General features: G+C 65.5%; 17 protein-coding genes. 9 read left to right on the forward strand and 8 right to left on the reverse strand.

The window, feature by feature from the left end; translation table 11 throughout:
* The first annotated feature begins 100 nt into the window (after window positions 1–100).
* The 3 genes from CK224_RS28300 (at window position 101) to CK224_RS28310 (ending at window position 4,061) form a co-directional block, all read left to right on the forward strand.
* Window positions 101–3,205 (forward strand): efflux RND transporter permease subunit, encoded by a 3,105-nt coding sequence (locus CK224_RS28300; RefSeq protein WP_095784071.1) that lies wholly within the window; start codon window positions 101–103, stop codon window positions 3,203–3,205.
* Window positions 3,206–3,284: 79 nt separating this feature from the next.
* On the forward strand, window positions 3,285–3,698 hold the full coding sequence (locus CK224_RS28305) for a hypothetical protein (RefSeq protein ID WP_067324856.1): 414 nt from the start codon (window positions 3,285–3,287) through the stop codon (window positions 3,696–3,698).
* Between the two features lie 30 nt (window positions 3,699–3,728).
* Complete coding sequence (locus CK224_RS28310; protein ID WP_095784072.1) at window positions 3,729–4,061, forward strand: hypothetical protein; 333 nt, start codon at window positions 3,729–3,731, stop codon at window positions 4,059–4,061.
* A 112-nt stretch (window positions 4,062–4,173) separates the two neighbouring features.
* Here the strand turns inward: CK224_RS28310 and CK224_RS28315 are convergent, their stop codons facing one another.
* Window positions 4,174–5,667 carry a winged helix-turn-helix domain-containing protein gene (locus tag CK224_RS28315; protein WP_095784073.1) on the reverse strand — a complete coding sequence of 498 codons (1,494 nt, stop codon included), beginning with the start codon at window positions 5,665–5,667 and terminating at the stop codon, window positions 4,174–4,176.
* A 263-nt stretch (window positions 5,668–5,930) separates the two neighbouring features.
* The gene (locus CK224_RS28320) at window positions 5,931–10,004 is read right to left on the reverse strand and encodes an HYR domain-containing protein (RefSeq protein WP_141245888.1); all 4,074 of its coding nucleotides are present in this window, start codon (window positions 10,002–10,004) and stop codon (window positions 5,931–5,933) included.
* A 518-nt stretch (window positions 10,005–10,522) separates the two neighbouring features.
* On the opposite strand from CK224_RS28320, the gene CK224_RS28325 reads away from it, so the two are divergent.
* Window positions 10,523–11,356 (forward strand): AraC family transcriptional regulator, encoded by an 834-nt coding sequence (locus CK224_RS28325; protein ID WP_095784075.1) that lies wholly within the window; start codon window positions 10,523–10,525, stop codon window positions 11,354–11,356.
* A 165-nt stretch (window positions 11,357–11,521) separates the two neighbouring features.
* Here the strand turns inward: CK224_RS28325 and CK224_RS28330 are convergent, their stop codons facing one another.
* The 4 genes from CK224_RS28330 to CK224_RS28345 form a co-directional block, all read right to left on the reverse strand.
* Window positions 11,522–12,457: a bifunctional helix-turn-helix transcriptional regulator/GNAT family N-acetyltransferase gene (locus tag CK224_RS28330; RefSeq protein ID WP_095784076.1), complete on the reverse strand. Its 936-nt coding sequence runs from the start codon at window positions 12,455–12,457 to the stop codon at window positions 11,522–11,524.
* 132 nt (window positions 12,458–12,589) lie between these two features.
* Window positions 12,590–13,726 carry an alanine racemase gene (locus tag CK224_RS28335; protein WP_095784077.1) on the reverse strand — a complete coding sequence of 379 codons (1,137 nt, stop codon included), beginning with the start codon at window positions 13,724–13,726 and terminating at the stop codon, window positions 12,590–12,592.
* Window positions 13,723–15,003, reverse strand: coding sequence for a D-arabinono-1,4-lactone oxidase (locus tag CK224_RS28340; RefSeq protein ID WP_095784078.1), 1,281 nt, complete (start codon window positions 15,001–15,003; stop codon window positions 13,723–13,725). The genes CK224_RS28335 and CK224_RS28340 overlap by 4 nt, the downstream gene beginning before the upstream one ends.
* A gap of 13 nt (window positions 15,004–15,016) precedes the next feature.
* Window positions 15,017–16,201, reverse strand: a complete 1,185-nt coding sequence (locus CK224_RS28345; RefSeq protein ID WP_095784079.1) for an MFS transporter — start codon at window positions 16,199–16,201, stop codon at window positions 15,017–15,019.
* 110 nt (window positions 16,202–16,311) lie between these two features.
* On the opposite strand from CK224_RS28345, the gene CK224_RS28350 reads away from it, so the two are divergent.
* Window positions 16,312–16,938: a TetR/AcrR family transcriptional regulator gene (locus CK224_RS28350; protein ID WP_095778353.1), complete on the forward strand. Its 627-nt coding sequence runs from the start codon at window positions 16,312–16,314 to the stop codon at window positions 16,936–16,938.
* Window positions 16,939–17,144: 206 nt separating this feature from the next.
* Here the strand turns inward: CK224_RS28350 and CK224_RS28355 are convergent, their stop codons facing one another.
* Complete coding sequence (locus CK224_RS28355; RefSeq protein WP_095784080.1) at window positions 17,145–18,044, reverse strand: LysR family transcriptional regulator; 900 nt, start codon at window positions 18,042–18,044, stop codon at window positions 17,145–17,147.
* Window positions 18,045–18,147: 103 nt separating this feature from the next.
* Between CK224_RS28355 and CK224_RS28360 the strand changes: the two genes are divergently transcribed.
* Window positions 18,148–18,909: an SDR family oxidoreductase gene (locus CK224_RS28360; RefSeq protein ID WP_095778351.1), complete on the forward strand. Its 762-nt coding sequence runs from the start codon at window positions 18,148–18,150 to the stop codon at window positions 18,907–18,909.
* On the opposite strand, the gene CK224_RS28365 is transcribed toward CK224_RS28360, so the two are convergent.
* Entirely contained in the window at window positions 18,906–19,757 is an 852-nt protein-coding gene (locus tag CK224_RS28365; RefSeq protein WP_095784081.1) for a hypothetical protein, read from the reverse strand. The genes CK224_RS28360 and CK224_RS28365 overlap by 4 nt on opposite strands.
* A gap of 73 nt (window positions 19,758–19,830) precedes the next feature.
* Here CK224_RS28365 and CK224_RS28370 point away from each other — a divergent pair, with 73 nt between their 5' ends.
* From CK224_RS28370 to groL, 3 genes are all read left to right on the forward strand, one after another.
* Entirely contained in the window at window positions 19,831–20,631 is an 801-nt protein-coding gene (locus CK224_RS28370) for a methyltransferase domain-containing protein (protein WP_095784082.1), read from the forward strand.
* Between the two features lie 224 nt (window positions 20,632–20,855).
* Complete coding sequence (gene groES, locus CK224_RS28375) at window positions 20,856–21,152, forward strand: co-chaperone GroES (protein ID WP_010915433.1); 297 nt, start codon at window positions 20,856–20,858, stop codon at window positions 21,150–21,152.
* A gap of 64 nt (window positions 21,153–21,216) precedes the next feature.
* Complete coding sequence (gene groL / locus CK224_RS28380) at window positions 21,217–22,869, forward strand: chaperonin GroEL (protein ID WP_067001110.1); 1,653 nt, start codon at window positions 21,217–21,219, stop codon at window positions 22,867–22,869.
* Window positions 22,870–22,872 lie beyond the last annotated feature (3 nt).

Consider the following 22,872-nt stretch of genomic DNA (forward strand, 5'->3'; position numbering starts at 1 on the left):
AAGCGGCGGGCGCTGACCGAACCCAAACCGTCATTTGTTTTGGCCAGCCGGCAGGCGCCGGCGGAGCGCGCTTGCGCGCGCCCTGAAAAGGAACCACATCATGACCAGCTTCAATCTTTCCGAATGGGCGCTGCGGCACCGCAGCTTCATCGTCTACCTGATGATCGCGGCCGCCCTTGCCGGCCTCTACGCCTATGGCGGCCTCGGCCGCGAGGAGGACCCGCCCTTCACCATCAAGACCATGGTGGTGAAGACGATGTGGCCGGGGGCCAGCACCAGCGACACGGTGGAGCAGATCACCGATCGCATCGAGAAGAAGCTCGAGGAGCTGCCGGACCTCGACTACGTCAAGAGCTACACTAAGCCCGGCGAATCCGTCGTCTTCGTCAACCTCAAGGACACGGTGGCCGCGGACCAGGTGCAGCCGCTCTGGTACCAGGTGCGCAAGAAGCTCGACGACATCAAGCCGACGCTGCCGTCCGGCGTGCAGGGCCCGTTCTACAATGACGAGTTCGGCGACACCTATTCGCTGATCTACGCGCTCACCTCCGACAGCCTCAGCCATCGCGAGTTGAAGGATCTCGGCACCAGCCTGCGCGCCGGGCTGCTGACGGTGAAGGACGTGGCCAAGGTCGACCTCATCGGCCAGCAGGACGAGAAGATCTATCTCGAATTCTCGACGCAGAAGGTGGCGGCGCTCGGCCTCGATGTCGGCACGCTGTCGCAGGCGCTGCAGGCGCAGAACGCGCTGACGCCGAGCGGCACGGTCGATGCCGGCCCCGAGCGCATCGCCATCCGCGTGTCCGGCAGCTTCACCTCCGAGGAAAGCCTCAAGGAGATCAACTTCTACGCCAACGGCCATTACTTCCGGCTGGGCGACGTCGCCGAGGTCAAGCGCGCCTATTCCGACCCGCCGCAGCCGATGTTCCGCTTCAACGGCAAGCCTGCGGTCGGCATCGCCATCTCGATGACTTCGGGCGGCGACGCGCTGGCGCTGGGCGAGACCGTCAAGGAGAAGATGCATGAGATGCAGGCCGAGCTGCCGCTCGGCGCCGAGCTCGGCCTGGTCGCCGACCAGTCGCATGTGGTGGAAGAATCCGTCGGCGAGTTCACCAAGAGCCTCGGCGAGGCGATCGCCATCGTGCTCGCCGTCTCGCTGCTGGCGCTCGGCTGGCGTCCCGGCGTCGTCGTGGCGGTCGCCATCCCGCTGGTGCTGGCGATCACCTTCGTCACCATGGAGTATTTCGGCATCTCGCTGCAGCGCATCTCGCTCGGCGCGCTGATCATCGCGCTCGGCCTGCTGGTCGACGATGCGATGATCGCGGTCGAGATGATGATCTCGCGCATGGAGGAAGGCTACGACAAGATCTCGGCCGCCACCTATGCCTATACCTCCACCGCCTTCCCGATGCTCACCGGCACCCTGGTGACGATCGCCGGCTTCGTGCCGGTCGGCTTCGCCAAGAGCGGCGCCGGCGAATACTGCTTCTCGCTGTTCGCTGTCGTGGCGATCGCGCTCGTCGTCTCCTGGGTGGTCGCGGTGCTGTTCACACCGCTCACCGGCGTCTTCCTGCTGCCCGATCGCATCAAGGGTCATGGTGGCAGCCATCAGCCCTCGCGCATCGGCCGCGGTTTCCAGGCGCTGCTCGAGATGGCGATGCGGGCGAAGTGGCTGGTGCTGTCGGCGACGGCCGGACTGTTCGCGCTCTCCGTCGTGGCGATGGGCTTCGTCGGCCAGGAGTTCTTCCCGAAGTCCGACCGGCCCGAGGTCATGCTCGACCTCACCTTGCCGCGCACCGCTTCGATCAAGTCGACGGATGCCGTGGTCGAGCGCGTCGAGAAGCTGCTCGCCGCCGATCCAGATATCGACCACTGGAGCTTCTATGTCGGCCAGGGCGCGGTCCGCTTCTACCTGCCGCTCGACGCACAGCTCGCCAACGACTTCTTCGCCCAGGCGGTGGTTGTTACCAAGGGCCACGCCGTGCGCCAGGCGGTGATCGACCGGCTGGAGAAGCAGCTGTCGACCGGCTTCGACGACGTCATGGCGCGCGTCACGCCGCTGGAGCTCGGCCCGCCGGTCGGCTGGCCGCTGAAGTTCCGCGTCAGCGGTCCGGATCCGGACAAGACGCGCGGCCTGGCGCAGCAGTTCGCGCAGGTGCTGGGCAGCGACGCCTCGGTGCGCAACATCAACTACGACTGGAACGAGCCGGCCAAGGTGATCAAGGTCGACGTCGACCAGGACCGGGCGCGCGCGCTGGGCATCTCCTCGCAGCAGCTGTCGGAGACGATCAACGCGGTGCTCTCCGGCTCGAAGATCACGCAGATGCGCGACGACATCTACCTCGTCGACATCGTTGCCCGCGCGGTGGAAACCGAACGCGCCAGCATCGACACGCTGCGCGGCCTGACGATCAGCGCGTCCGGCGGACGGCGGGTGCCGCTGGAACAGGTGGCGAAGCTCACCTACCAGACCGAGCCGCCGCTGATCTGGCGCCGCGGCCGGCTGCCGACCGTGACCGTGCAGGCCGATGTCGCGCCCGGCGAAAATGCCACGCTGGTCACGCGGCGGCTGGAGAGCGCCATCGCCGCCTTCAAGGCGGAACTGCCGGCGCGCTACAGCGTCGAGCAGGGCGGCGTGATCGAGGACAGCGCCAAGGCGCAGGCCAGCATCTTCGTGGTGTTCCCGCTGATGCTGTTCATCATGGCCACCGTGCTGATGGTGCAGCTGATGAGCTTCCAGCGCCTGGTGCTGGTGCTGCTCACCGCTCCGCTTGCGATCATCGGCGTCGCCGGCGCGCTGCTCCTCTCGGGGGCGCCGATGGGCTTCGTCGCGATCCTCGGCGTGATGTCGCTGATCGGCATGGTGATCCGCAACTCGGTGATCCTGATCGCGCAGATCGACCAGCACATCGCCGCCGGCGAGGAACCATGGGCCGCGGTGATCAGCGCCACCACGCATCGGTTGCGGCCGATCCTGCTGACGGCGGCGGCCGCCATACTCGGCATGATCCCGATCGCGCCGACGGTGTTCTGGGGGCCGATGGCCTATGCGGTGATGGGCGGCCTCTTGGTGGCGACCGTGCTGACGCTGGTCTTCCTGCCGACGCTCTACGTCACCTGGTTCGGGATCAAGGCGCCGGCCGAGAGCACTCCCGCGGCCGAACCGACAGCGGCCGCCACCGAGCCCCAGCCGCTGGTGGCCTGAGCGCCGCCCCCTCCCAGCAGCCACGGCGGCCAAACGCCGCCGTGGCGACCTTTATCACCCAAAACGGAAAGGAACGATCATGACACCCTTCTTTGGAAATCTTCTCGTTCGCGTGAATGCCGGCTTCCTGGTCCTTGCTTCCGCAGGCGGGCTCGCCACCGACATTGCCGGCTCGTTCTTCGGGCGCGGGGCTGAAGCCGTGCTGCTCAACAACGCACCCGGCACCGGCATCGGCTTCATCGAGGCGCACGGGCTGGCCCTGATCATCGGCGTGACGCTCTGGCGCATCGCCTACTCCCGCAACTGGCACGCCGTGCTGGCTGCCGTGCATGTGCTGCTCGGAACGGCAAACCTTCTGTTCTGGCAGTTCTTCATCGCTGCCGACGTGCTCGTCGTCGGCTACGTCACAACCGCGGCGCACTGGCTGTTCGTGGTTGCTCACCTGGCGGCGCTGACGGGTTCGACCCGGCTGGCCGCTTCATCCTCCCACTAGAACTGAACACCAACCTCAGGAGAAACGAAAATGCCTGTGAAATCTTTCAGGAAAATGCGCTCGGCCGCTGCGTTGCTCGGGATCGGCCTCGCCGCCGTCGAGATCGTCGGCACGGCCGTGCCGGCCCTGTCGCTGGTCGGTACCGCCGAAGCCCGCATCGGGGCGCCCTGGACACCGCACAGCGCCGCGGGCGTCGCCCGGCGCGCCACGACATGGCGTGTGCTGAGGCACACCACCGCCTGGGTCGCCACGCTGCCGGCAGGCTGCGTTCGCACCAAGGTCAACGGCTTCGACGTCTGGCGCTGCGGCCGGACCTACTACCGGCCCTATCAAGGCCGCTACATCGTGGTCGTCGTCGATTGAGGCGGCTCGGGCACAGCCCAATGCGCGTCGCGCTGAACAGGATTCAGGCGACGCGCTTTAAGTTTTTATTTTGATATCCCAGAACCGCTGCACACTTCCGGGGCGAGATGTTTTAGCCGACGGCAAGCCTGACGCCTTCGCAGAGATGCTCGGCATCGGCCGGATTTTCGAACGGCACGCCGTGCAGCGCATAGTCGAGCGGCGAGAAGGAAGCGCCCTCCTCGATGAGGGCGATCTGCCGCCGCGCCTTGTCCCTGTCGCCCATCTGGGCATAGCAGGCGGCCAGCCTCGTCCTGATCCAGGGCGCCGGGCGCGTCGCGAGCTCCAGCGCTTCCGCCGCCTGCCGGTACTCCCCCATCATGTAAAGCGCCAGGGCGCGGTCGAACTGGTACCAGTGCGGATGCAACGGATCGATGCGGATGCCGCGCGCCAGCCAGGTCAGCGCTTCGAGCGGCCGGCCGCGCATGGTGAGCAGCATGCCCATCTGCTCGATGCTGTCGGCGTCATAAGGGTTGAGCTGCAAGGCGATGCGCATGTGATGCTCGGCCGCCTCGTGATCGCGCATATAGAGGCGGATCAGCGACTGCACGCGGTGGCCGGTCGGCTGGTCGGGCGACAGCGCCAGCCCTTTGTCGGCAAGGTCGCGCGCATTTTCCAGGACAGCATCGCTGGCGCGCCCGAACTCGCCGTCCAGGGAGCGCGCCAAAGCGAGATAGGAATAGGCAAGCCCGTAATTCGGATCCTTTGCGATCGCCGCCTCGAACAAGGCCTCGGCGCCGCGCTGGTCGGTCTGAGCGGGATCGCGCAGCAGCGCGAAGCCGCGCAGCAGGAGCTCGTAGGCGGCAAGGCTGGTCACCGGCTTGCGCGAGGCCTGCTCGAGGCCGGCGTTGGTGACCCGCGTCACCAGGCGGCTGACGATCTGCTCGACTATGTCGCGCTCGATCTCGAACAGGCCGGCGCCCTGCGACTGGTAGCGGTCGCCCCAGAGCTGGCTGGCGCTCGCGATGTCGACGAGGCTGACGGCCACCACGACATGCTCGCCCTGGCGGCGCAGCGATCCTTCGACCAGATAGTCTGCGCCGATGCGGGCGCGGATCTGCGGCCATTCGGCGCGGCCGAAAGAGGCGAAGGAAAAACTCGAATTGCGCGCCAGCACCGTCACGGTGCCAAAGCGCGCCACGCCGTTAATGAGATCCTCGGCAAAGCCGTCGACCATCGCCTCGTCGGCCGGATCGCCGCTCTCGTTGCGGAAGCGCACCACCGCCACGATCGGCTGGCTGCTGATCTCGGGCGCCGCTTCGGCTTCCGCGGCAAGCATATAGCCGCGCTTGGAGACGGTGCGCACCATGTCCTCGCCCAGCACCTTGCGGATCTCGCGCACCGACTGGGTGAGCGAATCCTCGGTGACATAGACGCCGGGCCAGACGACATCCATCAGCTCCGACTTCGGCACGACGCGGCCCATATTGCGGGCGAGATGCGAAAGCAGCGCGTAGGCTTTCGGCCGCAGGAACAGCGGCTCGTTGATGCCGCGCAGCGTTCCCTTGGCGAGGTCGAGCGTGAACCCGCCAAACCGGAAGACCTGATCGGCCGTCGCCGTCGTCATCGGGACACCCCTTCCCGCGTGCCGCTAATGCCAAGTCGATCCCACTCAACCCGGCATGCACGTTGCTATTATTGCGCACTGCGCAATTTCGATCAAACCGGCTTCCAGCGCAGTGGATCGCTGCCCCGCCAAATGCAAAGCGACAAGTCACGGCAACAGGCGCAAGGCTTTCGAATTTGCCGGTCGGGATTCAATCCGGTTTGCCTGACGGGCAAGCCCGCGTCGGGATTGATCGAGGCTTGTAGTGATCCGGTCGTCGGCCCTCAGAACCTGTGGCTCAGCCCCAGCTTGCCACCCAAGGCGCTGTAGCTGCTGCTGCCCAGGCCGTCATAGAAGGCCGAGGCGTTGATCGACATGCCGTTGCCCGCTGAAAGCGCGACGCCGGTTTCGGCCCGCCCGCGCAAGCCGGTCTCGGCCAGTCCGGGCGTTTCCGTCGCCGCTGTCGCGGTATTGTTCTGCATGAAGGTCCAGATGCCTTGCAGGTCGACGAACGGTGTCATCACCAGGCCGCCCTCCAACTGCATGTCCGTGCTGATGCTGGGGCCGAAGGCGAACTGGCCAGTGCGCACGTCGACAGACGGCACATCGACGCCGAGACCGTCAACATAGGCATCGGTCTTTTCCTCGAACATCGTCACCCGCGCTTCAGGCTTGATCTTCCAGCGTTCGATGTCGAAGCTGCCGATCAATGCTGCGGTGGCCAGCCAGCGATTACCGTCGAACTTGTCATTGAAGGTCCCAAGCGGCGAGACCTGGTTGAACGATTGACCCCAGCCGGCGCGCGCGTCGAGATAGAAATGGTCGGAGAGCCGCACCGTGGCATAGGGGCCGACAAGATAGCCGACGCCGGTGACGGCGGCGCCGTCTTCGCGATCCTGGTCCAGCCAGTCGACCTGAAGGCTGAGGCCGACCAGCACGGCCGGGCTCAGCAGATAGTCGACGCCGGCATGGGCGATGCCGAAGCTGCCGTCGCCGCTGCCCGACTTGAAACGGCCGATCGTGCCTTCCGTCCAGACATCGAAACGCCGGGCCATCGGGTCGGACGGCGCCTCGGTGCCAGCAACAGAGCCGGCAGTGTCCGGACCGAATGCATGCTGGAATGGCGCATTGGCCGAAGGCAATCGGCCGGAGTAAGCGCTGAGCGGCAGTTGCGTGCCGGGCGCGCCGGTTCCGGATTCCACGGCGCTCGTCTGGTCTGTGCCTTCATTGGCCTGCTCGCTCATCTGCGCCCGCTGCAGGCTGTAGCCGAAGGTGGTGCGGTCGGCAGCGATCTGCAGGCCGATCGGCAACTGGCTGCCGCCGATCGGCATGCCGAAGGCGGTCATGCCGCCATTGCCCGAATAAGCGCCGGTCAGCCGTTCGATGCGGCGGTCGATGTCGGGCTGGTTGGCGATGATGATGTCGGACCTGCTTTCCAGGAACGAGCCGATCAGCGCCACCGCCTTGTCGGCGGAATCGCTGGTCGAGATCGTGCAGCTTATGTTGCCGCCCGGGACCACCTTCAGCTTGCCACTCTTGCTGGCCGCGTTGATGGCCGAGCCCGGGTCCGAACACTGAGCCGAGGCGATGTCGACGCCGTTCGGCGCCGTGAAGCTGAACGCGTAGGTGCCCGGCGCCAGTGCGATGGCGCCGGAAGAGCCATGGCCGCCGCTGCTGTTGACCGCCACATTGAGCGCCGGCTCGGGCGAGGAGAAACCGAAGCTGCCGTCGGCAGGCGAGTTGACCAGGAAGGTGACGTTGCCGGGCTGCGTTGTGCTGACAGTCACCGTGAACGAGGCCGTGGCGGTGTTGCCGGCGGCGTCCCTGGCCTCGAAGGTGTTGGTCGTGGTGCCGAGCGGGAAGCTGCTGCCGGAGGCAAGGCCCGCAATCTGGGTCGTGCTGACTGTGCCCTGCGAATTGTCGGTGGCGGTCGGCGGCGCCCAATTCGCCGTGCCCGAGGTCTCGCCATAGGCCACCGTGACGGTGATGTTGGTCGGCACGGTCAGCACCGGCGGCTCGCCATCGGCGACGGTAACGGTGAACGATCGTTCGGCGCTCGCATTGCCTTGCTGGTCAATGGCCCTGTAGGTCACGGTCGTGGTGCCTATCGGGAAATCGCTGCCGGAGGCAAGGCCAGCGACCAGTTGCGGCTGCACGTCGCCGCCGACCAGATCTGTCGCCGACACATTGTAGGTTACCTTGGCTGTCGGCTTGCCGGCATCGGTGGAAACGCTGATGTTGGCTGGCACGTTCAGCGCCGGCGCCTGGTTATCGGTCACCGTGACGGTGAAAGACTTCGGATCGCTGGCGTTGCCCCGGCTGTCGGTCGCCCTGAAGGTCACCGTTGTCGTGCCGACCGGAAAGCTGGCGCCGGAAGCAAGCCCCGCAATCTGCACGGGTGTCACCGCGCCGTCCACCGCGTCGGTCGCCGACACGCTGTAGGTCACGGTGGCGCTGGCCTTGCCGGGATCGCTGTCGACGACGATGTTGGCCGGCACTGTCAGCTCCGGTGCTTCGGCGTCGACGACGGTAACGATGAAGGACCCAGAACCGACATTGCCCGTACTGTCGGTGGCCGTCCAGGTGACGGTTGTCGTGCCGACCGGAAAGCTGGCGCCGGAAGCCAGCCCCGCTGTCTGGGTGAGCGTGACAGCACCACCAGCGGCGTCGGTGGCCGAGACGTTGTAGGTCACAGTGGCGGTGTTCTTGCCGGTCTCGGTGTTGACGGTGACGTTGGCGGGAACATTCACCACCGGAGCCTCACGGTCCTGCACGGTGACGGTGAACGATCCCGAGCTGGTGTTGCCTTGCTTGTCGGTGGCGGTGAAGGTGACGGTTGTCGTGCCGGCCGGAAACTCGGCGCCGGAAGCAAGCCCGCTCGTCTGGGTGGGCGTGACGGCACCATCAACAACGTCGGTCGCCGACACACTGTAGGTCACAATGGCGCCGGCCTTGCCGGGATCGGTGGCGACGACAATGTTGGCGGGCAGGCTCAGCGTCGGCGCCTCCGTGTCGTTGACCGTTATCTTGAAGCTTGCCGTACCGGTGTTGCCGGCGGCGTCTGTGGCATCGAAGAAGACGGTGGTTGTGCCCAGCGGGAAGATGCTGCCGGAAGGCAGGCTGCCCGAGGCGACGACCGGCGTGACGGTGCCATCGCCGTCGACATTGTCCTTGGCCGTGGCATTGGGATAGGTGACGACAGCGGTCGCGACGCCGGCATCGGTGCCGACGGTGATGTCCGCAGGCGGTGTCACCACCGGCGCTTCGTGGTCGCTGACCGCCACCTTGAAGGTCGCTGGGCCGGCAATGTTGTTGCTGGCGTCCCTGGCGGTGCAGGAAACGGTGGTTTCGCCCGTGGCGAAGGCGCTCCCGGAGGCCGGCAGGCAGCTGACAACGGGCGCTGGATCGCCGGCATCGGTGGCCGTCGCGCTGTAGGTGACCGTTGCCGTCGGCTTGCCGGGATCGGTGTTTGCAGCGATGTCGGCAGGCACGCTCAATGCAGGCGGGGTCACGTCGTTGATGGTGATCTTGAAGGTCTTGGCCGCGCTGGTGTTGCCCGCAACGTCCTTGGCCGTGCAGCTCACCGTGGTCTCCCCGATGGCGAAGGTGCTGCCCGAGGCCGGCGCGCAAGAGACGGTCGGATTCGGGTCGGCATTGTCGGCGGCGGTCGCCGTGAAGGTCACGGCCTGGCCCGTCGCACCGGCTGGCGCGTTGTCGCTGATGTCGGTGGGAAGGCTCACCACCGGGGCTTCACGATCCTCGACGGTGACCGTGAAGGAACCGTTGGTGACGTTGCCGGACGGATCGGTCGCTGAGTAACTGACCGTGGTGACGCCGAGCGGAAAGGTGCCGCCGGAGGCGAGCCCGCCGGTCAACAGCAGATCCGCGACATCGTCCTCGGGATCGACAGCGCTGACGGCGTAGTTGACGACGGCTGTCGGCTTGCCGGTGTCTGTGCCGACGGTGATGTTGGACGGCAGGATAAGGTTCGGCGGGTTGGTGTCCGGCGGGGCCAGCGGCACGGTGAAGTTGGCGCCGGTCCTGCTGCCGCTGGGTGCGGTCCATTTGAGGATCGGCGCGCCGGAAAACGAACCCGACGCCATGTTGAGCGGGGTCACGGTATAGGTCGAGGTGCAGGTGAAGGTGGCGCCGGTTTGCTGCGGCGGGCTCTCGCAGTCCGGCACATTCGGACCGAGACCACGCGGGTCGACCGTCGCGGTCGTGAACACCCTGTTGCCGGAATAGGCTGTGAAGGTCAGCTTCATCACCTGTCCAACGAAGCGGAACTGGGCCGGGCGCGAGGTGACAGTGATCGATGGAGTGCTCGACTGGGCGCGGCTTTCAACTACGGTTGCCACCCAAAGCGCCAGACCGATCAGCAGCCCAACGCAGAACCTGGCGGTCAGAATGGCCAATCCCTTGCACGCACGCCCTCGGGACGGCGCACAATGCGCAACAGTTTCGGCAAAATTGAACGTCACAAGTCACCCCCACGCCTGTCCCTGGACCTGGCGCAACCCAAACTTCTCGATGCTGTGCGCCCCACAGACGCCAAGGCGCTGCATTGATGCAGCGTCTTGCAAACCCAGCACATCAGGAGGTTGGCTCGTGGCAGCGGCCACTCACCGATTATCCGATCCTTTTGCGCAGCCGCTACCTATGCCGCAGCCTTTGCGGCGGTCAATTGAGCGATCGAACGCCGAGCTGACTATTATTGGGGGGAATTTTCCAAATCGACGCAAGCGCTTAGCGCCTGTGCCGTGGTCCACGCGCAAACCGTGTCGATCGGCGAATGGATTGCGGGATGCGCAATTTCGATCAAACTGAGTGCTCCGAGAGACGGCACCATGATCCGGCCAATGCGAAGAGGAGCCGTATGAACCCGACCGAGAAAGCGCTGTGGTTTGTCGAAAGCCATCTGCCGGATGCGATTTCGCTCGACGATGTCGCGGCAAGCAGCGGCGTGTCGCGCTTCCATGTGACGCGCGCCTTCGGCGCCGCCACCGGCCGGTCGGTCATGGGCTATATGCGGGCGCGGCGGCTCAGCGAAGCGGCGCGCAAGCTCGCCGGCGGCGCGAGCGACATCCTGGCGGTCGCGCTCGATGCCGGCTACGGCTCGCATGAGGCTTTCACGCGGGCCTTCCGCGACCAGTTCGGCACCACGCCGGAACTGGTGCGCGCTGGAGGCTCGACCCAAAACCTCGACCTCGTGGAGCCCATCCTCATGGACAGTTCGCTTCTCACCGCGCTCGAGCCGCCGCGCTTCGAGACCAGCCGGCCGTTCCTCATCGCCGGGCTCGGCGAGCGCTACAGCTGCGAAACCAGCGCCGGCATCCCAATGCTGTGGCAGCGCTTCGGACCCTATATCGGCAACATTCCCGGCGAGGTGCCCGGCGTCGCCTACGGCGTTTGCACCAATGCCGACGATGCCGGCAATTTCGACTATGTCGCGGGCGTCGAGGTGTCGGAGTTCTCCGATCTGCCGAACGATTTTTACCGGGTTCGAGTGCCGGCGCAGAAATATGCCGTGTTTGCGCATCGCGAGCACATCTCGACCATCCGACGCACGGTCAACACCATCTGGAACAAGTGGCTGCCTGCATCCGGACATGAGATCGCCGACGCCCCGGACTTCGAGCGTTACGGCCCCGAATTCGATCCGCGCAGCGGCAATGGCGGACTGGAGGTCTGGGTGCCGATCAAAGGTTGAGACGCTGCCCCTCTCCTTCTCCCTTGCGGGAGAAGGTCTCGCCGAAGGCGATGGATGAGCAGTGTTCCAGCGGAGTGAGACGCTTGGCGTTCCCTGGAACACCCCTCATCCGTCTCGGCGCTGCGCGCCGATCCACCTTCTCCCACAAGGGAGAAGGAAAAGGCGCTACAGTTCCAAATTCCACGTCTGGCCGACCAAATCCTTGCCGAAGGAATGGTGGCGCTCTTCCTCGGCCAGCTTGAAGCCCACCGCCTGGTAGATGCGGCGGGCCGAGCCCAGTATATCGTTGGTCCACAGCGTCAGCGTCTTGTAGCCCTTGGCGCGCGAGAAGGCGATGCACTCGTCGACCAGCCGCCGGCCGATGCCGAGGCCGCGCGCCGACGGCTCGACATAGAGCAGCCTGAGCTTCGCCACCTTGGGCGACTTGCGCATGACGAAAACCGAGCCGACCACCTCGCCTTCGCGCTCGGCGATCCAGCTGCTCTCCCATTGCGGAACGAAGTTCTTGACGAACTCGCCGAGGATCTCGGCAACCAGCGCCTCGTAGGTTGCGTCCCAGCCATAGTCCTGCGCGTAGATGAGGCCCTGGCGATGCGTGATCCAGCCGATGTCGCCGACCTGCAGCGGCCGCAGAATATAGGGTATTTTGGGTTCGGGTTTGTCGCCGAGCAGGTCCTGCACCGTGCGCATCGCCTTGACCAGCCGCTCCTGATCGGTCGGCGCCAGGCGATCGAGCAGCGCGCGCACCTGGTCGTGCGAATCCTGGTTGAGCGGCGCGAAGGCCTCCCTGCCCGCGGGCGTCAGCGCGATCGAGGACCGCCGCGCGTCGGCCTCCGTGGCGGCGCGTTCGACCAGGCCGCGCTCCTCGAATTTTTTCAGCAGCCGGCTGACATAGCCGGGGTCGAGGCCGAGGTCGCGCACCAGGTCGCTGGCGACCAGCCCGTCGCGATGGGCAAGCTCGTAAAGCACGCGCGCCTCGGTCAGCGAGAACGGGCTCTTCAGGAGGCCTTCGTCGAGCAGGCCGATCTGGCGGGTGTAGAATCGGTTGAAGGCGCGCACGGCATCGATGCGCTTGTTGCCGGGGTGATCGTGGATAGTCATGGGGAGTTCCTCCTGTCGCGGACAGGATCGACCATTTAGTTGACTGAGTCAAATAACATGGTTGTGCCGAGCTTCTTTGGGCCGGCGGGACAGAGGGGGGCGCGAAGGATCGAAGACAGTTGGCGCGCCCGTTTACCCCATCGGCAGCGCCGGCCAGAACTCGACAATCCGCCCACCGGCAAACACCGCGAGCGAGCCGAAATGCTGCAGCACCGCCTCGCTCTGTGTCGGCCGCAGGAAGGCGTAGTCACCGGGCTTCACCTCCGCGCCCGCCGGGAGCCCCATGAACTGCTGGTTGGACGACAGCCCGATCAGGCCGTTCGGCTTCATGCCTGCGGGGAACACTGGTTCGGCCATCCACTTGCCGCCATAGAGATAGCAGGCCTTCTTCGGGAAGAGGCCGAGCGCCTGCAGCGTGCGGGAGATAGCCGCCGGGCCGGGCAGCGCCGGATCGAGCGCCTTCAGGATCGGCGTCGCAATGAAAGCGGCCGGCCGGAAGCCGTCGAGGCCGGGCGTGTCGAAGTCTCGGGGCAGCACGAAGGCCGAGCCGATCGACACTTCGTTGGCCACGCCGCCGCCATGCAGCAGCGCCGTCTTGGAACCGCCGATGTTGAGGATGCGGCGCTGGTCCGCATCGAGGGCCGCGACGAACTCGGCAACCTTCGCCGAGGCCTTTTTCAGCGCGCCGGCCGCGCCGCCGAACAGCCCGGGAATTTCCGGCGCATGCGCTTCATAGGCCATGATGCCTTCGCAGCGCAGGCCCTTCGGTATGGCCAGCGCCCCGATCTCGGCAGGGCTGGAAAAGCCGCCGCGATGCAGGCCGACATCGACCTCGAAGGCGAAGCGCAGTTCGGTGCCGAACGCTGCGGCGAGCGCACCGTATTCGGACAGGCGCTCCGGCGTGTCGATCAGCCAGCAGACGCGCGACCACCAGTCGGCGCCGCCTCGAGCCAGCGCCGCTTTCGCAGCACCCACCGGCATCGGCTTGCCATAGAGGAGATCGCCCGCGGGAAAGGCGTCGAGCACCGCCTGCGTCACCGGCGGATGGAAGGTCATGAAGCGGCCGGTTTCGAGCGACTTGGAGATATGCAAAAGCAGCGGCAGGCAAGGCAGCGACTTGTCGACCAACCGCACGGCAAGACCCGGCGCCAGCCTCTGCTTCACCAGCGCGATGTTGGCGTCCAGCCGGTCGCGGTCGAGCACCAGGCAGGGCCGAAAGATTTCGGCGGCCTTGAGCGCCTTCGACAGCTCGGCGAAATAGGCGCTCATTGTTGGATGCCGAACAGGCCGGCCATATAGGGCGACACGAAGCGGTTCTCAGGATCGATGTCGCGGCGCACCGCCATTGCGTCATCCCAGCGCGGATAGAGTTTCTTGAAATCCGCCGCCGTCAAGCTGTGCATCTTCCCCCAATGCGGCCGCCCGCCATATTTGCGGAAGATCGGCTCGGCCGCGCGCATGAGGGGCAGCGGATCGTTCGCCGCGTCGTGATGAATGGCGATCGAGCAGGTCAGCCTCTGGTGGAAGGGCGAGAGCCAGAATTCGTCCGGGGCGACCGAACGCACTTCCATCGGGAAATAGACTTCCGGGAAGTGCTTTTCGGTCAGCGCGATGATCTCGGCCAGCGCCTTGGGACCGTCCTCGTAAGGCAGGTGATACTCCATCTCGTTGAATTTGGTGCGACGGTCGCTGGCGTAGACGTTGAGCCAGTCCTGCACATAATCCTCGGCCGGTACCTTCTTGACCGCACCCTTGATCAGCGCCCGGCGGAGCGCCGGCAGCCGGCGCAGCACGATGCGCAGCTTGCGCAATGTCGCCAGGCCCTCCTCGTCATCCTCGGTCGGCCGCGGCGAAGGCCGAGCGTCGCTGAGATCGCTGGCGATGAACTGCGCATGGCCGGAGAACGGGATGTAATAAAACTCTGCTGAACGGTGTGCGCCCATCATCGTCTCGAAGTCGCGCAGCATTTCGCCGATCGGCAACACCCATTTGCGGCGCCGCAGCCGGTAGGTCGGGATGTTGTTCATCGTCACTTCGGTGAGCACGCCGAAAGCGCCGAGCGCGACGCCGGTGGCATGGATCATATCCTGGTCGCCCGCCCGGCTGTATTCGCGCAGCTTGCCTTGCCCGTCGACGAACTGCACCGTCTCGAGCTGCGTATGATAGGCGCCGAGCGTCGGGCCGGAACCATGCGTCGCGGTGCCCAGCGCGCCGCCGATCGCTTGCTTGTCGATGTCGCCCATATTGGGCAGGCCCTGGCCGATGTCCTGCAGGATGTGCATCAGCGCGCCAAGCCTTGTGCCTGCCCTCACGCGTGCCCGATTGGCTGCGGCGTCATGCGAAACCAGCCCTTCGATCTTCGCCAGCGAGATGATGGTGCCGTCGGACTGCACCAGCGGCGTGAAGGAATGGCCGGCGCCGGCGACGCGCAGCGGACCGGGCGCGGAACGCACCAGATCGGCCAGCTCGCCGACATCGGCTGGCGTGGCGATCAGCTTCGGCGCGGCGTTCACGAAACCCGACCAGTTGCTCCAGGCGTTTGCCATGGTCACCTCCCGCTCAGGCTGGAACGCGGCGCCCGGCAACCAGCACGAAGACGCCGAGCAGCGCCACGCTGGCCAACGCGCTTGCCGCGGCGAATTCCGGCACCGGCCGGAAATTTTGGCCGTCGATCAGCAGCGAGGCGGCCACCGGGCCGATAGCGAGGCCGAAGAGCTGCGCCGCCGGCACAAGCAGTACCGCGTTGCGCGTCTCGTCGGCGGTGATCGCCAGTCGGATCTGGTAGGGCACGATGAAGAGCAGGATGAAGCCCATCACCAGCGCCACCGACCAGAAGACCGAAAGCCCAGGGCCGGAAGCGAGCAGCACCGAGCTGATCGTCGCGATGGTGCCGATGACGGTGATGGCGAAGCGGTAGTCGATGCGCGCTTCGAAGACGGTGGCGGTCATGGCGCCCATGACCTGCGCGGCGAGGCTTGCCGAGACCATCAGGCCGACGGTGCGGCCGTCTATGCCGAACTCGGCGCCGAGCGGCTCCAGAAATGCCCAGACGGCGCCGAAGAACATGAAGTAGCAGAAGATCGACAGCAGCGCCGTGATCGCCGGCACGGTGAGCACATTGGCAAAATGCTCGTCCTTCGGCAGGTCGGCATAGTCGTCCGGCACGATCCACGCGACGACGAGCGACAACAGGCAGACAACGCCAAGCGCGACGAAGCCGCCGGCCGCGCCCGCGGCAGGCACGGCATAAAGCGCGAGCAGCAGCGCCAGCGCGCATTGCGCCAAGGTCTGCAGCGTGACGAAATAGCCGCCGATGCGCTCGGCCCGGCGCGAGCGGGCGATCAATTCGGTCGCCACGGCGACCAAGCCACCCTCCGCGAGGCCTGCCAGGGTGCGCGCGCCGATCAGCGCATTGGAGCTCATCGTATAGGCGGTCCAGAAATTGGCGAGCGCCAGCAGCACCAAAAGCGCGGCGCTCTTCCAGCGCATGTTGCGCGCCGGCAAGAGCATCGCCACGATCGCCGAGCCGATGGCGATCGCGATCATCTCGGCGGTGGCGACCAGTGCCAGCTCGTCACCGGTGACATGACCTTCGCTGTAGAGCGCGCCGAGCAGCACCGGCTGCAAGCCCAGGATGAGCAGACCGACCGAGCCGATCCAGAGCGCCGCGGCGAGTTGCAGGCCGGTCGGATTGCCGACCAGCCAGTCGACATTTTCCGCATGCGCGGCATCGGTTGCAGTCACGAGGCGCCCTCCCTTGCAGCCCGGTGAAAAAACTGACAAGTTGTCAGCATTCACGAAACTGATACTTGATCAGTTTCCTGTCAACCGAGAATCCACGACGCCCGCGCGAGATGAGGCAAGCAAGGCAAACGGCGACTGAACCCAGACGCAGGCCCAAGCAAGAGCGCAGCCGCGAGCGTATCGACGCGATCCTCGCCACGACCATGCGGCTGATCGGCGAGAAGGGCATAGATGCGGTCACGATGAAGGAAGTCGGCGCGCTGGCCGGCGGACCGATCGCCACGGTCTATCATTATTTTCCAAGCAAGTCGGCGATCCTGGCGATGCTCTACGAGCGTTTCTCGGAGGAGAGCCGGGCTCGCTTCGGCGCGATCATCGCCGATATCCGGGGAGTGGATGACGTGACCACTGCAGCCGATCGGCTGCTCGACGATTACTACGGCCGTGTCGCGGCGGATCCGGCGATCCAGGATCTGCAGAACGCGATCCAGGCCGACAAGGCGCTGCAGCATCTCGACATCGCCGAGACGCGGCATCAGGCGAAGATGTTCTGCGACCGTGTGGCGCCGATGCTGAAGCCTAAACAGCGCGAGGCGTTCGGGCGCGTGGTGTTCCTGATCTTTCAGCTCGCCGGCGGCGTCGTGCGGCTGGCGCTGACGCAGGACGAGGCGGAAGGCCGGCGCACGATCGAGGATTACCGGTCGATCATCCACGCGCAGTTGCGGCTGTTTTTGTAGGCATGCCCTAACGGTCGTCATCCTCGGGCTTGACCCGAGGATCCATGCCGTGACCTCCCTTATAGAGCGCAACGGCGCAGAATTCTGCAATCCTTGCAACGCCTTGGCGTCACGGCATGGATCCTAGGGTCTGCGCGCGTCGCTTCGCTCCTTGCTCCGCCCTAGGATGACGACCGCTGGATACGATCCCCTCCGCGATTGCCAACTTACCCCGCATCCAGCTTCGGCCCCAGGATCTCCACCAGCCAATCGACAAACACCCTGACCCGTGGCGACAACTGCCGGCTCGGCGGATAGAGCACCGAGATCGGCGTGGGCGTCGGCGGAAAATCGGGAAGCACTTCGACCAGCCGCCCTGCCTCGAGGTCGTCCGCATATCGGAGCCTTGGCGCCTGGAACAGCCCGAAACCCAGCCGGACCAGCGCAGCACTCGTGTCCGAACTGGCGACCGTGACCCGCGACGGCAGGACGATCTCGCGAACCTTGCCGTCGACGGTGAATTCCAGCGGCATCACTTGCCTCGTGCGCGACGACACGAAGCCGATCATCATGTGGCCAGCCAAGTCGTCCGGCGTGCGCGGCACGCCGTGGCGGTCGAGATAGGCGGGGCTGGCGACGGTGATTTCGCGCGCGATGCCGAGACGCCGCACGATCATGTCGCTGTCGGGAAGCGTGCCGGCCCGGATGACGCAATCGACGCCTTCACGCACGAGGTCGACGAGGCGGTCTCCTTCGCCGATATGCACGGTCAGGCCCGGATATCTGGCGAGCAGCGCCGGCAGTTCCGGCAGCAGGAAGGTGCGCGCCATGTGGCCGTTGACGTCGACGCTGAGGCGTCCGCGCACCTCATGCGCGCCGAAGCCGCCCTCGGCATCCTCGATGTCGGCGAGGATGCCGATGCAACGCTGGTAATAGGCTTCACCGTCGAGCGTGGTGGTGACGTGGCGCGTGGTGCGGCGAAGCAACTGCACGCCCAACCGCTCCTCCAACTGCTTGATCGCGGCGGTGGCGCTGGAGCGCGGCAAGCCGAGATCGGCGGCGGCCGCCGTGAAGCTGCGCCGTTCCACGACGCGGGTGAAGAGCCGCATGCTGTCGAACCTGTCCATCGCTGATTGTTCGCAAATCCTGAATAGAGTTGGCAGTCCGAGCCAGATTATATCGGTCATTCGCGCGAGTATATGGATCTCCATCGCCAAAAGGAGATTTGCCATGACCACTCGCCCCATTGCCCTCATCACCGGCGGCAGCCGCGGCCTCGGCCGCAACACCGCGCTCAACCTCGCCCGCAAAGGCGTCGACGTCATCCTCACCTACCGCTCGCGCGCCGACGAGGCGAAGGCGGCGATCGCCGAGATCGAGGCCGCCGGCGGCCGCGCCGCGGCACTCGAGCTCGACGCCGGCGCCGTTGCCACCTTCCCGGCTTTCGCCGCTGCATTGAGAAAGACGCTTCAGGGAACCTGGCAGCGCGACCGCTTCGATTATCTCGTCAACAATGCCGGGACCGGCCTGCGCAAGCCGATCGCCGAGACCACGGAAGAGGAATTCGACACGCTGATGAACATCCATCTCAAAGGCGTGTTCTTCCTAACCCAGGCGCTGCTGCCGCTGATCAACGATGGCGGCCGCATCGTCAACGTGTCGAGCGGGCTGGCGCGCTTCTCGGTTCCGGGCTCGGCCGCCTATGCGATGATGAAGGGCGGCATCGAGGTGTTCACGCGCTACCTCGCCAAGGAGCTCAGCCAGCGCCGCATCACCGCCAACACCGTGGCGCCCGGCGCCATCGCCACCGACTTCAACGGCGGCCATGTGCGCGACGACGCCGAGATCAACCGCGTCGTGGCTGGCATGACGGCGCTCGGCCGCGCCGGCGTCGCCGACGATATCGGGCCGATGATCGCCTCGCTGCTGTCGGAGGACAATCGCTGGGTCAACGCCCAGCGCATCGAGGTCTCGGGCGGCATGAATATCTAAGCGTGTTGGCGGATCAACCCTTCGAAGCCGTCGGCAAGATTGGCATTGCCGGCGGCGATGAAGCTCGACAGATTGCGGGCGCGTCCAGGCGTTTTGTTGGCATCGAGCAGCACCGCCCTGCCCTCATGCATGACGAAATCGAACTTTCCGTAGTCGAAGCCGAGCTTGCGCCTTAGCGCGCGAAGCTCGTCCGGTACGGGAACCGCCTCGCGACGGATCGTGTCGTCGCCCTTGACCAGGCTCTGCGGCGAGACGTGGCGTGTGCAGCGCTCGCGCTCGCCGCAGAACAGCCAGAAACGGGCGGCAAAGCCATCCGGCTCAGGCTCGGGAACGAATTTTTCCACAATGAGGTCCTCGCGTCCGAACAGCTCGGCCGGAATGTCGGCGAGCGAGGCATGGATCTCGTATTGGTCGAAAGATTCGACGCCGGGAAACGGCATCGGCTTGCCGGCGCGCCGCGCGCGCCGATTCAGTTGCTGTTCCGGCGTTCCCCGATGGTTGAGGCTGCTCTTGACGATAACCTGCCCCTTCCAGCAGTCGTCCTTGCCGATGACGGCGCCGCTGATGTGGCGCTTGGAAATGTCGGCGGCGCCGAGATTGAGGCAGAAGGGAAAGGCGCGGGCATACTCGACATAATCGGGCGACGTAACCGTCGCGTCGACATGCAGCACCGCGATATCGGCGGCCGGCTTCGCCGACGTGCCGCTGAGGACCTGCACCGAATGGCCGCGCCTCTTCAGTTCCTCCAGCAGATCGAAGAGCATGTACGGGCTGTCCCGGCGCCATAGCAGCCCGCGCCGGCTTTGGAAGCGGTCGAACTCATGCGTGATGACGGCGATGCGTGCCATTGTTCCCCCCTTGGCCTATCAAGCGTCGTCCACTATTCGATCGAATACAACGCGCTACCGGGCTGGGGTTTGCATGACCGAGCATTGGAATGCAATTCGCAAACATTGGCAGTTGCTCGGCTCACCCCTGCGGCCGCCGGCGGAGGTTGTCGAAAGCTACGACCGCGAGCTCGACCTTGCTCCGTCGGATGTCGTGATGCTCGGCGTGACACCCGAGCTCGCCGGGCTCGGCGCCACGATGACGGCGGTCGACGAGTCTTCGGACATGATTGCCGGCATCTGGCCGGGCGACACCGATACGCGCAAGGCGGTGCAGGGCGACTGGTTCGATCTGCCGTTCGCCGATGCAAGCGTCGAGGCGCTGATCGGCGACGGATGTCTCTCGGTCATCGGCGATGCCGGCCTCAGGCGCACGCTATTTGCGTCGATCGCACGCGCGCTCAAGTCCGAGGGCCGCGCCGGCATCAGGCTTTACGCCTCTCCCGCAACGCCGGACGACCCGAAGGATGTCCGCGCTCTGGCACTAAGCGGCGGCGTCTCGACTTTCCATGAGCTCAAATGGCGCGTGGCCATGACCGCGATCGGCGACGCGCCGGATTACACGATCCCGGTCAAAGCCATCCTCGAACAGTTCGAAAGGGTGTTTCCCGACCGCGAGGAGCTTTCGGCCCGAACCGGATGGGAACTGCCGGTCATCGGAACCATAGACGTCTACCGGAACTCGTCCGCCGTCTACGGTTTCGCCCCCGCGGCAGCGCTCATCGAGGAAGCCCGGACCTTCTTCGACGATCTCCGGCTGACCTCTAGCGGCACATACGGTCTGGCCGAACGCTGCCCGCTGCTGGTGTTGCGCTCGCCGAAGCGCCTGGACTAAACGAGCTGGATTGCTCGCCCAGGCTTCGCGCAGCCACCCCATTTCCGCCCAGCGCTCCGCCTGAGAAAAATTGCGCCATTGCCCCTCCCCGCGCGCCTTGACTCTCGCAAGCCACCAGCCTATCTCAGCGCCACGTTAGCACTCGCCTTTGGTGAGTGCTAACTTATATCCGGCCTCGCCGGATGGAGGAACAGTTCTCACCGTTCTCATTCGAGGAAGACAACATGGCAAAGTCCAAGTTCCGCCCGCTTCATGACCGCGTGGTCGTTCGCCGGGTCGAATCCGAATCCAAGACCGCCGGCGGGATCATCATCCCGGATACGGCGAAGGAGAAGCCGCAGGAAGGCGAGATCATCGCCGTGGGCTCCGGCGCTCGCGACGAAAGCGGCAAGCTCGTGCCGCTGGACGTCAAGGCCGGCGACCGCATCCTGTTCGGCAAGTGGTCGGGCACCGAAGTCAAGCTCAATGGCGAAGACCTTCTGATCATGAAGGAATCCGACATCATGGGCATCATCGGCTGATCATCGGCCTCTCTCTATCAACTGAATTTTCGGGCTCTGTCCGAGCCCCTGTCAGGAGCTTACTATGGCTGCAAAAGACGTAAAATTCTCCCGCGATGCCCGTGAGCGCATGCTGCGCGGCGTCAACATCCTCGCCGACGCGGTGAAGGTCACCCTCGGCCCGAAGGGCCGCAACGTCGTCATCGACAAGTCGTTCGGCGCCCCGCGCATCACCAAGGACGGCGTCACCGTCGCCAAGGAGATCGAGCTCGAGGACAAGTTCGAGAACATGGGCGCGCAGATGGTGCGTGAGGTCGCTTCGAAGACCAACGACATCGCCGGCGACGGCACGACCACCGCGACCGTTCTCGCCCAGGCCATCGTCCAGGAAGGCAACAAGGCCGTTGCCGCCGGCATGAACCCGATGGATCTGAAGCGCGGCATCGACCTCGCCGTCACCGAAGTCGTCGCCGCTCTCGGCAAGGCCGCCAAGAAGATCAAGACCTCCGAGGAAGTCGCCCAGGTCGGCACGATCTCGGCCAATGGCGACGAGTCGGTCGGCAAGATGATCGCGGAAGCGATGCAGAAGGTCGGCAACGAAGGCGTCATCACCGTCGAGGAAGCCAAGACCGCCGAGACCGAGCTGGAAGTCGTCGAAGGCATGCAGTTCGACCGCGGCTATCTCTCGCCCTACTTCGTCACCAACGCCGACAAGATGGTCGCCGATCTGGAAGACGCCTACATCCTGCTGCACGAGAAGAAGCTCTCCAACCTGCAGGCCATGCTGCCGGTCCTGGAAGCCGTCGTTCAGACCTCGAAGCCGCTGCTCATCATCTCGGAAGACGTCGAAGGCGAGGCTCTGGCCACGCTGGTCGTCAACAAGCTGCGCGGCGGCCTGAAGATCGCCGCCGTCAAGGCTCCGGGCTTCGGCGACCGCCGCAAGGCCATGCTGGAAGACATCGCCATCCTGACCGGTGGTCAGGTCATCTCGGAAGACCTCGGCATCAAGCTCGAGAATGTCGGCCTCAACATGCTCGGCCGCGCCAAGAAGGTGTCGATCTCCAAGGAGAACACCACCATCGTCGACGGCGCCGGCAAGAAGGCCGAGATCCAGGGCCGCGTCGCCCAGATCAAGCAGCAGATCGAGGAGACCACCTCGGACTACGACAAGGAGAAGCTGCAGGAGCGTCTGGCCAAGCTCGCGGGCGGCGTCGCGGTGATCCGCGTCGGCGGCGCGACGGAAGTCGAGGTCAAGGAAAAGAAGGACCGCGTTGACGACGCTCTGAACGCGACCCGCGCGGCCGTTGAAGAAGGCATCGTCGCCGGCGGCGGCGTCGCGCTGCTGCGCGCTTCGGCCAACCTCAAGGCAACCGGCGTCAACTCCGACCAGGCTGCCGGCATCAACATCGTGCGCCGCGCGCTGCAGTCTCCGGCTCGCCAGATCGCGGCCAATGCTGGTGCGGAAGCCTCGATCGTTGCCGGCAAGATCCTCGAGAACAAGGGCGCGACCTTCGGCTTCAACGCCCAGACCGGCGAGTATGGCGACATGATCGCCATGGGCATCGTCGACCCGGTCAAGGTCGTCCGCACCGCTCTCCAGGACGCGGCCTCGGTCGCCGGCCTGCTGGTCACCACCGAAGCCATGATCGCCGAGGCTCCGAAGAAGGAAGCCGCCGGCGGTATGCCGGGCGGCATGCCTGGCGGCGGCATGGGCGGCATGGGCGGCATGGACTTCTAAGAA

It is taken from the genome of Mesorhizobium sp. WSM3862 (assembly GCF_002294985.1).
Lineage (GTDB): Bacteria > Pseudomonadota > Alphaproteobacteria > Rhizobiales > Rhizobiaceae > Mesorhizobium.